This window comes from Kitasatospora sp. NPDC059462 (assembly GCF_042749955.1).
In the GTDB taxonomy this organism is placed as follows: Bacteria; Actinomycetota; Actinomycetes; order Streptomycetales; family Streptomycetaceae; genus Kitasatospora.
Map to the genome: position 1 here is coordinate 1 of NZ_JBHYUU010000184.1, position 15,722 is coordinate 15,722.

The following is a 15,722-nucleotide window of genomic DNA, read 5'->3' on the forward strand; positions in this document are numbered from 1 at the left end:
CCCGCCCCCCGCCGCGCCCCCCCCGGGCCACCCGGGCCCGGGGGCGCCCGCGGCGGGCGCCGCAGGTCGGGGCGCGGCGTGTCCGCCGGCGGCGGGACGGCGGCCGGCGCGTCGTCCAGCAGCTCCAGCGCCAGCCGCACCGCCGTGACCAGCTCCGGGTACCGCCCCGCGGCCCAGTCCCGGGGGGCCCGCAGCACGTGCACGTCCGGCTCGACCCCCCGGTTCTCCACCGACCAGCCGAGCCCGCCGGTGAACCACGAGGCGTTCTTCGGCACCGAGATCTGCGTCCCGTCGCCGAGCAGGTGCCGCCCCGTCATGCCGACCACCCCGCCCCAGGTCCGGGTGCCGACCACCGGGCCGAGTCCGAGCAGCCGGATGGCGGCGATGATGACGTCGCCGTCCGAGCTGGTGGCCTCGTCGGCGAGCGCCACCACCGGCCCGCGCGGCGCGTCGCGCGGCCAGCGCACCGGTTCCCGGCCGCGGCTGAAGTCCCAGGCCAGGACCCGGCGGGTGAGCTTCTCCAGGACCAGTTCGGAGACGTTGCCGCCGGCGTTGCCGCGCACGTCCAGGACCAGCGCGGGCTTGTCCAGCTCCCGCCGCACGTCCCGGTTGAACTGCGCCCAGCCCGAGCCGCCGAGGTCCGGGATGTGCAGATAGCCGCACCGGCTGTCGCTGAACTCCCGGACCAGGGCGCGCCGTTTGGCCACCCAGTCCTGGTAGCGGACGGCCCGCTCGTCGGTGAGCGGGGTGACGGTGATCCGGCGCACGGCGCCGTCGGGGCCGCCCCGGCGCAGGGTGAGCTCGACGCTGGTGCCGCCGGTGCCGGCGAGCAGCGGCAGCGGGCCGCGCACCGGGTCGACGGGCCGCCCGGCGACGGCGAGCAGTTCGTCGCCGGCCCGCACGCCGTGGGTGGCGAGCGGGGCGCGGGCGCGCGGGTCGGAGGACTCGCCGGGCAGGATCCGGTCGACCAGCCAGCGCCCGTCGGAGGAGCGGTGGGCGTTGGCACCGAGCAGGCCGAGCGGCTGCTGGGCGAGCGCGGGGCCCTCGCCGCGCCGGGACGGCGTGACGTAGGCGTGCGAGGTGCCGAGTTCGCCGAGCAGCTCGCGCAGCAGGTCGGCGAAGTCGTCGGGGCCGGCGATCCGTTCCAGCAGGGGTTCGTACTGGGCGGTCAGGGCGGGCCAGTCCAGCCCGCACATGCCCGCGTCCCAGAACTGGTCGCGCACGATCCGGGCGGCCTCCGCGTAGGCCTGGCGCCACTCGGCCGCCGGGTGCACGGTGTGGGTGATCCGCCGCAGGTCGACGGTGGTGCCGGCGGACGGCGCGGCGACCGGGACGATCCGCAGGGTGCCGGCCGAGTAGACGGCCACCGAGCCGCCGTCGCCGGAGACCGCGTAGCCGTCGAGCCGGTCGGCGAGCGTGGAGCGCGAGCCGCGGGCCAGGTCGAAGTACTCCAGGGAGGGGCGGCCGGAGGTGTCGTCGGGGTTGGTGAAGGTCTGCCCGAGGACGCCGGAGATCGGCCAGCGCAGCCAGACCAGCCCGCCCCGGACGGCGTCGGTGGCGGAGTACTTGCCGGCGAGCACCGGGAACGGGATCAGCCGCTCGCCGATGCCCTCGGCGTCCACCTCCACGGTGCCGTCGCCGCCGCCGTCGCCGTGCGGGGCGCCGTCCTCGGGCGGGGCGGCGAACGGTGAGGGCGTCCCGGTGGTGAGCGGGACGACGTAGGGGCGGCAGCCGAGCGGGAAGGAGAGGTCGCCGGTGTGCACGTCGTGCACGGGGTCGAAGCCGCGCCAGGAGAGGAAGACCAGGTAGCGGCCGTCCCGGGTGAAGACCGGCTGCTCGTCCTCGAAGCGGCCGTCGGTGACGTCGGTGACCGGGGCCGGGGCGTCGGCGCGGGTGAGCCGGATGCGGCGCAGCGAGCGGCCGGCGGCCGGCTGGGACCAGGCGATCCAGTGCGAGTCGGGGGAGAAGCGGGCGCTGGTGACCGGGCCGTGGCCGGAGGCGGCGAGTTCGCGCACCCCGCCGTCGGCGGCGGTGACCAGCAGCAGCCGGCCGTCGGAGGTGGTGGCCGCGAGGCGGGCGCCGTCGGGGGCGGCGGTGAGTTCCAGGACGCGGCCGATCAGGCCGGCGGCGAGCACCCGGCGGCCGTGCTGCGCGGGGGCGTGCTCGTGGCCGGGCAGCGGCACGATCTCGACCGCGTCCTCGCCCTCGGCGTCGGTGATCCAGGCGGCCTCGCCGGTGCGGCCGAGCACCACCGGCAGCCGGGTGCGCACGCCGGGGGTGTCGGCGAGCGCCCGGGCCGGGCCGTCGCGGTGGGTCAGCCAGTACTGGCTGCCGCGCACGGTGATCACCCCGGCCCGCCCGGTGGCGTCGCAGGCGAGGTCCTTGACGTGCGAGGCGGCGCTCACCTGGTACGGGCGCCGCCCGGCCCGGGCGCCGCCGAGCGGGACGCGCAGCCGGCGCGGTGCGGGCGCGTCCAGGCCGTCGAGCAGCCAGAGGTCGCCGGCGTGCTGGTAGACGATCCGCACGCCGTCGGTGGCGGCCTCGCGGGCGTAGTAGGAGGCGTGGTCGGTGTGCCGGCGCAGGTCGGTGCCGTCGGGGCGGCAGGAGTAGAGGTTGCCGACGCCCTCGTGGTCGCAGAGGAAGGCGATCCGGTCGCCGTCGGCGGCGGTGACCGGCATGGGGGAGGCGAGGTGCCCGGGCAGGTCGGGGAGGATCTGCTCGCCGTCCACCCAGAGCCGGCCGGTGGCGCCGCCCCGGTAGCGCTTCCAGGCGGCGGGCTCGTGCGGGGCGGCGCCGGTGAGCAGCACGGTGTGGGCCCGGCCGACCTGGGCGTCGCCGACCGGTCCCCAGGGCATCCGGCGCGGCGGGCGGCCGTCGGGGGGCAGGGCGTGCGCCCAGGTGTAGTGGCCGAAGGGCTCGTGGTACGAGGTGACGGCGAGCAGTTCGCCGTCCGGCAGCCAGCCGCGCAGCCGGGTGTCCTGGCTGCCCCAGTGGCTGAGCCGCAGAGCCTCGCCGCCGTCGGCGGGGGCGGCCCAGATCTCGGGGGCGAGGCTCTGCCAGGCGGTCCAGGCGAGGGTGCGGCCGTCGGGGGACAGCCGGGGGTGGCTGACCCGGGTGCGGTCGCAGCTGACCCGCCAGGCCCGGCCGGTGGCGGCGGCGCCGGGGTCGAGCGGGGCGATCCAGACGTCGTCCTCGGCGGTGAACGCCAGCAGGCCCCCGCGCAGGTGGGGGTAGCGGAGGTAACCGGGCGACGTCACCCCTCCATGCTTCGACGGGGTGTCACGCGCGGCAACCGGAAGGGCCCCGGCGCCCGCGCGACCGGGGCCGGAACCGGTCTGGACCATTGACACCGTACGGCCGGATCCACTTCAGTGGTCTAGTCCAACTCGTCTGCCCGGCCGCGCCGTTCCCCCACCACCGGTGCGCGCCCAGGCATGCCCGGACACCCCCACGCCCGCGCCCTCCGCAAGGAGTCCCCCACATGCGCAGAACCCCCGTCACCCCCGCCCCGGCCCCCCGCCGCCGCACCCGCACCGCGCTCGCCGCCGGCACCGCCTCGGCCGTCGCCGCGGCCACCATGATCGGCCTCACCCTGGGCCTCGCGCCCAGCGCCTCGGCCGGCGAGTTCCTGGTCAACGGCGGCTTCGAGAGCGGCTCCCTCGGCCCGTGGAGCTGCGCCGCCGGCGCCGGCAGCGTCGTCACCGGCCAGGCCCACGGCGGCAGCTACGCGCTGGCCGCCGCCGCCACGGCGGGCGACACCGCCCGCTGCGCGCAGACCGTCACGGTCGCGCCCAACACCACCTACACGCTCAGCGCCTACCTCAAGGGCTCGTACGTCTACCTCGGCGTGGACGGCGGCACCTCGACCTGGACGCCCGGCACCGGCGGCGGCTACCAGAAGCTGACCACCACCTTCACCACCGGCGCCACCCAGACCAGCGCCACCGTCTACACCCACGGCTGGTACGGCCAGGGCACCTACTACGCGGACGACGTCTCGCTGGACGGCCCCGGCGCGCCCAGCCCGACCATCACGCCCACCCCCACGGTCACCCCCACCGTGACGCCCACGGTCACTCCCACCGTGACGCCCACGGTCACCCCGACCGTGACGCCCACCGTGACCCCGACCGTGACGCCCACCGGCACGCCCACCACGCCGCCGCCCGGCTCCAAGAGCCTGGTCGGCTACCTGCACGCCAGCTTCGCCAACGGCGCGGGCTACACCAAGATGGCCGACGTCCCCGACTCCTGGGACTTCATCAACCTCTCCTTCGGCGAGCCGACCTCGGTCACCTCCGGCGACATCCGGTTCAACCGCTGCCCGGTCACCGAGTGCCCGGGCGTCGAGTCCGACGCCGACTTCAAGGCCGCCATCGCCGCCAAGCGCGCCAAGGGCAAGAAGGTGCTGATCTCGATCGGCGGCCAGAACGGCCAGGTCCAGCTCACCACCACCGCCGCCCGGGACGCCTTCGTCAGCTCCGTGTCGGCGATCATCGACAAGTGGGGCCTGGACGGCCTGGACATCGACTTCGAGGGCCACTCGCTGTCGCTCCAGACCGGCGACACCGACTTCAAGAACCCGACCAGCCCGGTCATCGTCAACCTGATCTCCGCGATCAAGACGCTCAAGGCCAAGTACGGCCCGAACTTCGTGCTGACCATGGCGCCGGAGACCTTCTTCGTCCAGCTCGGCTACCAGTACTACGGCTCCGGCCCCTGGGGCGGCCAGGACCCGCGGGCCGGCGCCTACCTGCCGGTCATCCACGCCCTGCGCGACGACCTCACCCTGCTGCACGTCCAGGACTACAACTCCGGCTCCATCATGGGCCTGGACAACCAGTACCACTCGATGGGCGGCGCCGACTTCCACGTCGCGATGACCGACATGCTGCTCAAGGGCTTCCCGGTGGCGGGCAACGCCAACAACGTCTTCCCGGCGCTGCCCGCCTCCAAGGTCGCCATCGGCATGCCGGCCACCACCAACGCGGGCAACGGCTACGTCGCCCCGGCCGAGGTCAACAAGGCCCTGGACTGCCTCACCAAGCTGGCCAACTGCGGCAGCTACGTCCCGAAGGCGGGCGCCCAGCCCGGCCTGCGCGGCCTGATGACCTGGTCGATCAACTGGGACCAGTTCGGCGGCCGGGAGTTCTCGAAGAACTTCGACAGCTACTTCCGCCGCTGACGGCCCGCCGGCCGGCCCGGCCCGCCGGCCGCTGACCCACGGACCGCTGGGCGACGGGGCTCGAACCCCGTCGCTCAGCGGTCCACCCGCACCGCCGCCAGGTACTCGGCGATCGCGTCCCGGTTGCGGGTCAGGCACGCGATCCGCGAGCTCATCCCCGCCAGCTCCTGCTCCAGGGTGGCGATCATCTCCGGCGTGGCGTCCTCGAAGTGGATCGTCCGGGGCTTGCTGAGGCAGGGCAGGATCTGTTTGATGATCCGGGTCGGCAGCCCCGCGTCGAGCAGCCCCCGGATCTGCAGCACCCGGTCCACCGTCGACTCCTCGTACGCGCGGTAGCCGTTCGCGCAGCGCCCGGCCGCGATCAGCCCCTGCTCCTCGTAGTAGCGCAGCAGCCGCCGGGACGCCCCGGTCCGCTCGGACAGCTCCCCGATGCGCATGTGGCCCACCTCACAACCGGTCGCGTTGACCCTCACATCAATGTGAGCGTTTGAGCATAACGGCCATGCCGACCTCCACACCGACCACCGAGCGACCCGCCGCCGACCGGCGGCCGGCCGGGCTGCCCCTGCCCGCCCTCCTCGCCCTCGCCACCGCCGTCTTCGTCACCGCCCTCACCGAGACCCTGCCCGCCGGCGTGCTGCCCGCCATGAGCGCCGACCTCGGCGTCGGCGAGTCCGCCATGGGCCAGTCCGTCACCGTCTACGCCCTCGGCACCGCCCTCACCGCCGTCCCGCTCACCGCCGCCACCGCCGGCTGGGGCCGGCGGCGCCTGCTGCTCACCGCGATGCTCGGCTTCGCCGCCGCCAACACCGTCACCGCGCTGTCCGGGAACTACCCGCTCACCATGGCCGCCCGGTTCGTCGCCGGGGTCGCCGCCGGCCTCGCCTGGGCCCTGCTCGCCGGGTACGCACGCCGGCTCGCGCCCCCCGAGCTCCAGGGCCGGGCCATCGCCGTCGCGATGGCCGGCGCCCCGCTCGCCCTGTCGCTCGGCGTGCCCGCCGGGACCTTCCTCGGCCAGGTGCTCGGCTGGTGGGTGGCCTTCCTGCTGATGACCGTCGTCGCCCTCGGCGTCACCGGCTGGATCGCCGCCTCCGTCCCCGAGGTGCCCGGCCGGGCCCGCGGCGAGCGGGCCCCGGTGCTGCGCGCCCTCACCGTCCCCGGCGTCACCCCGGTGCTCGCCGTCACCTTCGTGTTCGTCCTCGCCCACACCGTCCTCTACACCTACATCGCGTCCTTCCTCGACCGGCGCGGCATGGGCGGCGCCACCGACGCCGTGCTGCTCGCCTTCGGCGTGGCCTCGCTGGCGGGCATCTGGTTCACCGGCGCGCACATCCACCGCCGGCTGCGCGCGCTCACCCTCGCCTCGACCCTGCTGGTCGCCGCCGCGGCCGCGGTCCTCGGACTCGCGGCCGGCAGTGCCGCCGCCGTGTACGCCGCCGCCGTGCTCTGGGGGCTCGGCTGGGGCGGCGTCCCGACCCTGCTGCAGACCGCCGCCGGGGACGCGGGCGGCGAGCGGGCGGACGCGGCGCAGGCGATGCTGGTCACCCTGTGGAACGCGGCGATGGCCGGCGGCGGCGTGGCCGGCGGCCTGCTGCTGGACGGGCTCGGCACCGGCTCCCTGCCGTGGACCGCGCTGCTCCTGCTGCTGCCGGTCCTCGCCGTCGTCCTCGCCGCCCGCACCCACGGTTTCCCGGCCCGCCGCCCGGGCGGCGGGCGATGACCGGCGGGCTCAGTGGCCGCCGAGCGGGTCCCGGGAGCGCATCAGCCCCCCGCGGTAGGAGATGGCCACCGCCTGGGCCCGGTCACGGGCGTCGATCTTCGCCAGGATCCGCTTCATGTGGGTCTTCACCGTCGACTCGGCGAGCACCAGCAGCGCGGCGATCTCCCGGTTCGAGCGCCCCTCGGCCGCCAGCCGCAGCACCTCCCGCTCGCGCGCCGTCAGCTGGGCCAGCCGGACGTCCTCCGGCTCCGGCGGGGGCCGCTCGCCGTCCCGGCCGACCATCTGGGCGACCAGGTCCCGGGTGACCGCCGGGTCCAGCACGGACTCGCCCCCGGCCAGGGTGTGCACCGCGTCGATCAGCCGCTCGGCCGAGGCCCGCTTCAGCAGGAAGCCGGCCGCCCCGGCCCGCAGCGCCCCCCAGACGTAGTCGTCGTGGTGGAAGGTGGTCAGCACCAGCACCCGGGTGGGCAGCCCGGCGGAGACGATCCGCCGGGTCGCCTCCACCCCGTCGATCCCGGGCATCCGGACGTCCATCAGCACCACGTCCGGCAGCAGCTCCCGGCAGCGGGCCACCGCCGCCAGCCCGTCGGCCGCCTCGCCGGCCACCTCGATCCGGTCGTCGGTCTCCAGCACCAGGGAGACCCCGGCGCGCAGCAGCGCGTCGTCGTCGGCCACCACCACCCGCACCCGCCCGGCCCCCGGGCCCGGTCCGGCGGTCACGGGACGGGAAGCTCGGCGCGCAGCCGGAACCCGCCCGGCTCGCCCGGCCCGTGCTCCACCCGCCCGCCGAGGACCGAGACCCGTTCGGCCACCCCCAGCAGCCCGCGGCCCGGCGCGTACCCGGCGGGCACGCCCCGCCCGTCGTCGCACACCTCGACGGCGAGCCGCCCGGCGGCGCACCGGACGGTGACCCCGACGGTCCGGGCGTCCGCGTGCTTCACCGTGTTGGTGAGCCCCTCCTGGACGATCCGGTACGCCGACACGTCCAGGCTGCGCGGCACCCGGCGGGCGGCCGGGTCGATCCGCACCCACACCCGCAGCCCGGCCCCGCCGAGCCGCTCGGCCAGCCGCTCCAGGTCGGCGATCCCGGGCTGCGGCGCCGCGCCGTCCTGCTCCCGGCCCCCGGCGGCCCGGCCGTGCGCGTCCCGGCCGTGCGCCTCGCGCCGCAGCAGGCCGAGCACCCGGTCGAGGTCGTCGAGCGCCTCCCGCCCGGTGTGCTCCAGACCGGTGAGCAGCTCCCGGGTGCGTTCCGGCTCGCGGTCGAGCAGCCGGCGGGCGGCCCCGGCCTGGACCAGCACCACGTTCAGGGTGTGGCCCACCGAGTCGTGCAGCTCCCGGGCCAGCCGGGCCCGCTCCTCGGCGACCACCTCCCGGCGCAGCAGCAGCCGGGCGGCCTCGCGCTGCTCGGCCCGCCGGGCCGTCCCGTAGCCGACCGCCCAGCCCAGCAGCCACAGGAACAGCACCCCGGCCGGGATGACGGGGTAGGCCCGGCCGAGGTCGGCGAAGTAGGCGGCCATCCCCAGCAGGGCGGCGAACGGGCCGAACCAGGCGCGCCGCCGGGGCGCGTAGAGACCGAGCGAGTAGAGGCCGACCAGGTCGGCGTACGGCGAGACGGGGCTCGGCAGCACGAACAGCGCCTCGGCCGAGAGCGCGGCCGCGCCGACCAGGTAGCCGGCCAGCGGCCTGGTCCGGCGCACCGCCAGCGGGGCGGCCACCGCCACGCTCAGGGCGAGGGCGAGCGGCAGTCCGCCGTGCAGCTCGCCCGCCGCGCCGATCCGTTCGACGGCCATCACCAGCAGGAACAGCCCGGCCAGGACGGCGTCCCAGCGGTCGGCGGGCACCGCCCGCAGCGCGGGCAGCAGCGGCCGGGGCGGCGGGGCCGCCGGGGTGTGCGGCGCAGAACTCATGACGGCTCCGGGGTGGGGGAGTGGCCGCCGCGCGGTGGTGCGGGCGCACGGGCCGTACGGTAGCGGCGGCCGTCCGGCCCGCGCATCGCCCTGGTGGGGTATTCCGGACCGGTCCGGGCACCCCGTGGGGGGCAGCCCGCGGGACCCCGCGGGGCGGACGCGGGCGGGCGCCCGCGGTCCGTAGCGTCCGGGGCCATGAACGCTCCCGACCCCCGCGCCCCGGCCGCCGCTCCCCGTCCCTCCCCTCCTGCCGTCGCGCCCGCACCCGTCGCTCCTCCCGGGCCGCCCTCCGGCCGGGCCCGCCGGGCGGGCTGGTGGACGGTCACCGTGCTCGCCTTCGCCACCGCCCTGCTCACCGCCCGCTACCTGACCCTCGACCCCGAGGTCTTCCTCGACCAGCAGCGCGCCGTCTACCTGGCCCATCGCGTCCCGCTCGCGCTGCACGTCGGCGGCGGGGTGCTGGCGGTGCTGCTCGGCCCCTGGCAGTTCCTGCCCCGGCTGCGCGCCCGCCGCCCGGGCCTGCACCGGCTGACCGGCCGGCTCTACCTGCTGGCCGTGCTGGCCACCGGCACCGGCGGCCTGCTGCTGGCCCCCTCGGGCCTGGTCGGCCCCGTTGCGCCGGCCGGCTTCACCGCGCTCGCCGTCCTGCTGCTGCTCTCCTCGGCGCTGGCCTGGCGGGCCGCCCTGCGCCGCGACCTCGTCCGCCACCGGGCCTGGGCCACCCGCTCGTTCGCGCTGATCCTGGCCGCCGCGACGCTGCGGATCTGGCTGCCGGTGGCGGACCTCGCCGGGGTGCCGTTCGAGCAGGCCTACGCCACCGCCGCCTGGACCTGCTGGCTGATCAACCTGGTGGTGGCCGAGCGCCTGATCGCCCGGATCCCCGGGCCCGCCGCCGCGCCGCCGGCCGGGTGAAGCGGCATCGTCGCCGGGTGGGTGACGGCCTATCATCCAGCAATGACCACCGCAGAGTTGATCCGCATCGTGTCCCGTTCCTCGCCGATGGCGCTCGCCCAGGTCGAGCGGGTCAGGGCCGAGCTCGCCGCCCTGCACCCGGGGGTGCGCACCGAGGTGGTGCCGGTGACCACCTCCGGCGACCGCTGGATGGGCGACCTCGCCCGGCTCGGCGGCAAGGGCGCGTTCACCAAGGAGGTGGACGCCGCGCTGCTGGCCGGTGAGGCCGACCTCGCCGTGCACTGCCTCAAGGACGTGCCGGCCGACCGCCCACTGCCGGCCGGCACGGTGTTCGCCGCCTACCTGCGCCGCGACGACATCCGCGACGCCCTCGTCCACCCCGGCGGCCTGACCCTGGACGAACTGGTGCCCGGCACCCGGATCGGCACCTCCTCGGTCCGCCGCCGGGCCCAGCTCGCCGCCTCCCACCCGCACCTGGAGTGCGTCCCGGTGCGCGGCAACGCCAACAGCCGGCTGGCCAAGCTCGCGGCGGGGGAGGCGGACGCGCTGCTGCTCGCGCTGTCCGGACTGGAGCGGATCGGCGAGGCCGCGCGGATCAGCGAGGTGCTGCCGGTCGAGTCGATGTGCCCGCCGATCGGCGCCGGGATCCTCGCCCTGCAGTGCCGCGCCGAGGACACCGCCACCATCGACGCGGTCGCCGGCCTCGGCGACCACCCGACCTGGCGCGAGGCGAGCGCCGAGCGGATGTTCCTGCACGTGCTCCAGGGCCACTGCAACTCGCCGATCGCCGGCTACGCCCGGGCCGAGGCGGACGGCCGCCTGTCGCTGCGCGGGCGGGTCTTCACCCCGGACGGCAAGCGGGTCCTGGACGCCCACGAGTGGGCCGGCGCGCTGAGCCCGGAGGACCTCGGCACCGCGACCGCCCTCGCCCTCAAGCGGCAGGGCGCCTCCGAGCTGATCGCCGCCATCCCGCACTGAACCGCGGGGGAGGGCCGGCCGGGAACGCCGGAAGGCCCCTCGTTCTCACGAGGGGCCTTCCGGCTGTCTGTGCGCCGCCAGGGACTCGAACCCCGGACCCGCTGATTAAGAGTCAGCTGCTCTAACCAACTGAGCTAGCGGCGCCTGCTGACGAGGAAGACATTACCTGGTCAGCGGCCGAAACACACAATCGGCCCGGGGCCCCGCCGCCGCGGGGGGAGCCGTTCAGGGGGTGAGGACGACCTTCCCCCGGACGTGGCCGGTGCCGACCAGCCGGTGGGCGTCGGCCGCCCGGCCCAGCGGGAAGGTGTCGGCGATCTCCAGCCGCAGCGCGCCCGCCTCCCAGAGGCCGACCAGCCCGGCCAGCCGGGCCGCCGTCCGCTCCCCCCGGATCCCCAGGACGCCCAGGCGCCGGGCCGCCGGGTAGTCGACCACGGTGCCGATCCGGGCCCGGTCGGCGACCAGCTCGACGGAGGCCTCCAGCGCCCCGCGCCCGGCCGCGTCGAAGGCCGCGTCCACGCCCCGCGGCGCCACCGCCCGCACCCGCCCGACCAGCCCCTCGCCGTACGCGACCGGGATCGCGCCCAGCTCCCGCAGGTAGCCGTGGTTGCGCTCGCTCGCGGTGCCGATCACCGTGGCCCCCCAGGCCCGGGCCAGCTGGACGGCGACCGTGCCGACCCCGCCGGCGGCGCCGTGCACGAGCACGGTGTCGCCCTCGCCCGCCTTCAGCTCGGTGAGCGCGAGGTGCGCCGTCTGCCCGGAGGCGGACAGCGCGCCCGCGTGCTCCCAGGGCATCCCGGCCGGCTTGCGCACCAGCCGCGCGGCGTCGGCGGTGACCAGCTCGGCGGCGCAGCCCAGCAGCCGGAAGCCCAGGACCTCGTCCCCGACCGCCCAGTCCCGCACGCCCTCGCCGAGCCGGTCCACCACCCCGGCGAACTCGTTGCCGGGGATCAGCCCGGGGGCGACCTCGACGCCGGCCGGGGCCCGGCCCTCCCGGATCGCGAGGTCCACCGGCTGCACCCCGGCGGCGTAGACCCGCACCCGCACCTCGCCGGGACCGGGGACGGGGTCGGGCACCGCGGTCACCCGCAGCACCTCGGGGCCGCCGAACCGGGGGACGGTCACTGCCTTCATCGCGGGCACTCCTGTCGGGTCCTGTCGAGCCTCGGGTTCCCCTGATCCTGCGGGGTGAAGTCCGCTTGAGGTCAACCCCTCCCCGGCGTGTCGTCCCAGTTGAGATCATTGTCAGATTTATCCTCGACGGCGGCCCGGGCCATGTCCGGACCGCACTGCCGTGCAGACCCCGCCCGCCACCGAGAGGACGTTCCCCGTGGGCCAGCTGCCCCTGCTCTTCCTGGTGCTGCTCGCCTCCGTGGTGACCATGCCGCTGGCCCGCCGGACCGGCGTGCCCCAACCGGTGCTGATGACCCTGCTGGGCATCGCCATGGCGCTGGTCCCGCAGATCCCCGACATCGCCATCGAACCCGAGCTGATCCTGCCGCTGGTCCTGCCGCCGCTGATCTTCGCCGTCGCCCGGCGCTCCTCGGTGCGCTACTTCAAGGCGAACATCCGCTCGATCCTGCTGCTCGCCGTCGCCCTGGTCGTGGTCACCACCGCCGCCGTGGCCGGCACCGTGCACTGGCTGCTGCCCGGACTGCCGATCGCCGCCGCCATCGCGCTCGGCGCGCTGGTCTCCCCGCCCGACCCGGTCGCCGCCGTCGCGGTGGCCGGCAGCGTCGGCCTGCCCCGCCGCCTGGTCGCCATCCTGGAGAGCGAGGGCCTGTTCAACGACGTCACCGCGATCGTCGTCTACTCGCTGGCCATCGAGGCCGTGGTCGGCGGCGACTTCTCGGCCGGCGGGGCCGTGCTGCGCTTCGTCCTCTCGGCGGTCCTCGCGGTCGTCATCGGCGTCGTCCTCGGCTGGGCCAACACCAAGCTCGCCGCCCTCCTGGAGGACCCCACCCAGCAGGTCGCGCTCAACCTGCTGGTGCCCTTCGCCGCCTACAGCCTGGCCGAGGAGATCCACGGCTCCGGCGTCCTCGCCGTCGTCGTCTGCGGCCTCTACCTCGCCGAGCGGGCCGCCGACGCCGACGCCGTCTCCTACCGGCTGGTCGGCAACGCGTTCTGGGAGATCGTCGAGATCCTCATCACCGGCGTCGCCTTCGGCCTCATCGGCCTCGAACTGGCCACCGTCCTCAAGGAGGCCGGCTCCGGCTGGACCGGCATGCTCGGCGACGCCGCCGTGGTGATCGCCGTGGTCGTGGTGGTCCGGCTGCTCTGGCTGCTCCCGGCCGGCTGGCTCTCCCAGAAGCTGCGCTCCGGCTCCGAGGAGGACACCCCGATCAGCTGGCAGGAGAGCGTGCTGCTCTGGTGGTCCGGGATGCGCGGGGTCGCCACCGTGGCCCTGGCCCTGGCCATCCCGCTCACCCTGGACTCCGGCGAGTCCTTCCCGGAACGCGGCCGGCTGGTCTTCATCGCGTTCAGCGTGGTGCTCTTCACCCTGCTGGTCCAGGGCCTCACCCTGCCCTGGCTGGCCAAGCGCTTCGAGCTCGACCTCGGCCACGACCGGCACGAGCAGCAGGTCCGCCAGCTCTGGTGGCGGGCCGCCAAGGCCGGACTGCGGCGGCTCGGCGAACTGGAGGAGGCCGACCGGCTGCCCGCCGAGGTCGCCGACCGGCTGCGGGACCGCCAGCACGACCGGCTGGCCCGGCTCTGCCCCGAGAACTACGCCGAGGAGGAGGCCGCCGAGGCGAAGCAGCGACTCGTCCAGTGGCGGGAGGCGCACAGCGTCGAACAGGAGATGATCGCCGCCTCCCGGCGCGAGATGCTGGTCGCCCGCGCCGAGCCCGGTGCCGACCCGGAGCTCGTCGACCAGGTGCTGCGCGGCCTCGACCTGCGCTCCGAACGGCGGTGACGGCAGGGCGGTGACGGCGGGTCGGGCGGCCACGCGGTGACGGCCGGGCGGCCGCCCCGCGACGCGCGTCCGAACGGCGGGCATCCCGACGGATCGTCCGGATGCGGAATGTGCGCCCGGGGTCGCGGTGTTGCATAGGCTGGCCCCGGGCAAGGCCGTCAAAGGAGTCGGCGCACCCCCAGTACCCGCACGACCTCGCGAAACCCTCCCGCCTGGCCCTGCCGGTATCTGCACCCAGACGAAACGAGGAGCCCCCGATGTCGGAGACCCGCGCCGACGCCCGTACCCCGCTGGACCGCACCCCGCAGTGGGCCGCCCTCGCCAAGCACCGGGAGGAGTTCGGCGACACGCACCTGCGTGAGCTGTTCGCCGCCGACCCGGAGCGCGGCCGCCGCTACACCCTCCAGGTCGGCGACCTGCACGTCGACTACGCCAAGCACCTCGTCACCGACGAGACCCTGGCGCTGCTGCGCGACCTGGCCGGGGCCACCGGTGTCGCCGCCCTGCGGGACGCCATGTTCCGCGGCGAGAAGATCAACACCACCGAGCACCGCGCCGTCCTGCACACCGCGCTGCGCGCCCCGCGCGGCGCGGTCGTCGAGGTCGACGGCGAGAACGTCGTCCCCGCCGTGCACGCCGTGCTGGACAAGATGGCCGCCTTCGCCGGGCAGGTCCGCAGCGGCGAGTGGCGCGGCCACACCGGCAAGCGGATCCGCACCGTGGTCAACATCGGCATCGGCGGCTCCGACCTCGGCCCCGCGATGGCCTACGAGGTGCTGCGCTCCTTCGCGCAGCGCGACCTCGACGTCCGCTTCGTCTCCAACGTGGACGGCGCCGACCTGCACGAGGCGGTCCGCGACCTGGACGCCGCCGAGACGCTCTTCATCGTCGCCTCCAAGACCTTCACCACCATCGAGACCATCACCAACGCGGTCTCGGCCCGGAACTGGCTGCTCACCGAGCTGCGCGCGGACACCGACGCGGTCGCCAAGCACTTCGTCGCGCTGTCCACCAACGCCGAGGGCGTCGCCGACTTCGGCATCGACACCGCCAACATGTTCGAGTTCTGGGACTGGGTCGGCGGCCGCTACTCCTACGACTCGGCGATCGGCCTCTCGCTGATGATCGCCATCGGCCCGGACGCCTTCCGCGAGATGCTGGACGGCTTCCACCTGGTCGACGAGCACTTCCGCGCCGCCCCGCCGGAGGAGAACGTCCCGTTGCTGCTCGGCCTGCTCGGGGTCTGGTACGGCGCGTTCTTCGACGCCCAGGCGCACGCCGTGCTGCCGTACTCGCACTACCTCTCGAAGTTCACCGCCTACCTCCAGCAGCTGGACATGGAGTCCAACGGCAAGTCGGTGGACCGCGACGGGCGCCCGGTGAGCTGGCAGACCGGCCCGGTGGTCTGGGGCACCCCCGGCACCAACGGCCAGCACGCCTACTACCAGCTGCTGCACCAGGGCACCAAGGTGATCCCGGCGGACTTCATCGGCTTCGCCCGGCCGGTCGCCGACCTGCTGCCCGGCCTGGTCGCCCAGCACGACCTGCTGCTCGCGAACTTCTTCGCCCAGACCCAGGCGCTGGCCTTCGGCAAGACGCCGGAGGAGGTCGCCGCCGAGGGCGTGCCGGCCGAGCTGGTCCCGCACAAGACCTTCCGGGGCAACCACCCGACCACCACCGTGCTGGCCGGCGAGCTGACCCCCTCGGTGCTCGGCCAGCTGGTCGCCCTCTACGAGCACAAGGTGTTCGTCCAGGGCGCGATCTGGAACATCGACTCCTTCGACCAGTGGGGCGTCGAGCTGGGCAAGGTGCTCGCCAAGCGGATCGAGCCGGTGCTGCTGACCGGCGAGGGCACGGAGGTGCTGGACAGCTCCACCGCGGCGCTGGTCGCCCGCTACCGCGAGCTGCGCGGCCGCTGAGCCGCTCAACCGCTGAACCGCTGAGCCGCCGGGCCCGTGCACGGGCCGTCCGCCTCCCGGCGGGCGGCCCCGCGCGGCCGGCCCCCGCGCTCCCCGCTCCGCTCCGGACCCGGGAACGGCCGGAGGGCCCCCGGGGTGAGGTGGGGGGGTGCGGGGGGGTGGGGGGCGCCCCGGGCGGGGCCCCCGG

Annotated in this window: 11 protein-coding genes and 1 tRNA gene; 6 read left to right on the forward strand and 6 right to left on the reverse strand. The window is 75.7% G+C overall.

Going from position 1 to position 15,722, the window contains the following annotated elements; translation table 11 throughout:
- Positions 1-3,344, reverse strand: a 3,344-nt coding sequence (locus tag ACFXAM_RS31820; protein WP_380296501.1) for a S41 family peptidase, incomplete at its 3' end; no start/stop codon positions are given.
- A gap of 137 nt (positions 3,345-3,481) precedes the next feature.
- On the opposite strand from ACFXAM_RS31820, the gene ACFXAM_RS31825 reads away from it, so the two are divergent.
- Positions 3,482-5,185 (forward strand): chitinase, encoded by a 1,704-nt coding sequence (locus tag ACFXAM_RS31825; RefSeq protein WP_380296503.1) that lies wholly within the window; start codon positions 3,482-3,484, stop codon positions 5,183-5,185.
- 74 nt (positions 5,186-5,259) lie between these two features.
- On the opposite strand, the gene ACFXAM_RS31830 is transcribed toward ACFXAM_RS31825, so the two are convergent.
- The gene (locus ACFXAM_RS31830; protein WP_380296505.1) at positions 5,260-5,622 is read right to left on the reverse strand and encodes a MerR family transcriptional regulator; all 363 of its coding nucleotides are present in this window, start codon (positions 5,620-5,622) and stop codon (positions 5,260-5,262) included.
- 65 nt (positions 5,623-5,687) lie between these two features.
- Here ACFXAM_RS31830 and ACFXAM_RS31835 point away from each other — a divergent pair, with 65 nt between their 5' ends.
- Positions 5,688-6,905, forward strand: a complete 1,218-nt coding sequence (locus ACFXAM_RS31835) for an MFS transporter (protein ID WP_380296506.1) — start codon at positions 5,688-5,690, stop codon at positions 6,903-6,905.
- A gap of 9 nt (positions 6,906-6,914) precedes the next feature.
- Here the strand turns inward: ACFXAM_RS31835 and ACFXAM_RS31840 are convergent, their stop codons facing one another.
- On the reverse strand, positions 6,915-7,625 hold the full coding sequence (locus ACFXAM_RS31840) for a response regulator (protein ID WP_380296507.1): 711 nt from the start codon (positions 7,623-7,625) through the stop codon (positions 6,915-6,917).
- Positions 7,622-8,812 (reverse strand): sensor histidine kinase, encoded by a 1,191-nt coding sequence (locus ACFXAM_RS31845; protein ID WP_380296509.1) that lies wholly within the window; start codon positions 8,810-8,812, stop codon positions 7,622-7,624. Before ACFXAM_RS31845 ends, ACFXAM_RS31840 begins: the two co-directional genes overlap by 4 nt.
- A 195-nt stretch (positions 8,813-9,007) precedes the next feature.
- Between ACFXAM_RS31845 and ACFXAM_RS31850 the strand changes: the two genes are divergently transcribed.
- Both ACFXAM_RS31850 and hemC read left to right on the forward strand, forming a co-directional pair.
- Positions 9,008-9,724, forward strand: a complete 717-nt coding sequence (locus tag ACFXAM_RS31850) for a DUF2306 domain-containing protein (RefSeq protein ID WP_380296511.1) — start codon at positions 9,008-9,010, stop codon at positions 9,722-9,724.
- A gap of 42 nt (positions 9,725-9,766) precedes the next feature.
- Positions 9,767-10,702: a hydroxymethylbilane synthase gene (hemC, locus tag ACFXAM_RS31855; protein WP_380296513.1), complete on the forward strand. Its 936-nt coding sequence runs from the start codon at positions 9,767-9,769 to the stop codon at positions 10,700-10,702.
- 70 nt (positions 10,703-10,772) lie between these two features.
- Here the strand turns inward: hemC and ACFXAM_RS31860 are convergent.
- Together ACFXAM_RS31860 and ACFXAM_RS31865 are read right to left on the reverse strand one after the other, a co-directional pair.
- Positions 10,773-10,846 (reverse strand) — tRNA-Lys (locus ACFXAM_RS31860).
- A gap of 81 nt (positions 10,847-10,927) precedes the next feature.
- The gene (locus ACFXAM_RS31865) at positions 10,928-11,836 is read right to left on the reverse strand and encodes an NADP-dependent oxidoreductase (RefSeq protein ID WP_380296515.1); all 909 of its coding nucleotides are present in this window, start codon (positions 11,834-11,836) and stop codon (positions 10,928-10,930) included.
- Positions 11,837-12,032: 196 nt separating this feature from the next.
- On the opposite strand from ACFXAM_RS31865, the gene ACFXAM_RS31870 reads away from it, so the two are divergent.
- Both ACFXAM_RS31870 and pgi read left to right on the forward strand, forming a co-directional pair.
- Positions 12,033-13,616 (forward strand): Na+/H+ antiporter, encoded by a 1,584-nt coding sequence (locus ACFXAM_RS31870; RefSeq protein WP_380296517.1) that lies wholly within the window; start codon positions 12,033-12,035, stop codon positions 13,614-13,616.
- Between the two features lie 257 nt (positions 13,617-13,873).
- Positions 13,874-15,535, forward strand: coding sequence for a glucose-6-phosphate isomerase (gene pgi / locus ACFXAM_RS31875; RefSeq protein WP_380296518.1), 1,662 nt, complete (start codon positions 13,874-13,876; stop codon positions 15,533-15,535).
- The last annotated feature ends 187 nt before the right edge of the window (positions 15,536-15,722 follow it).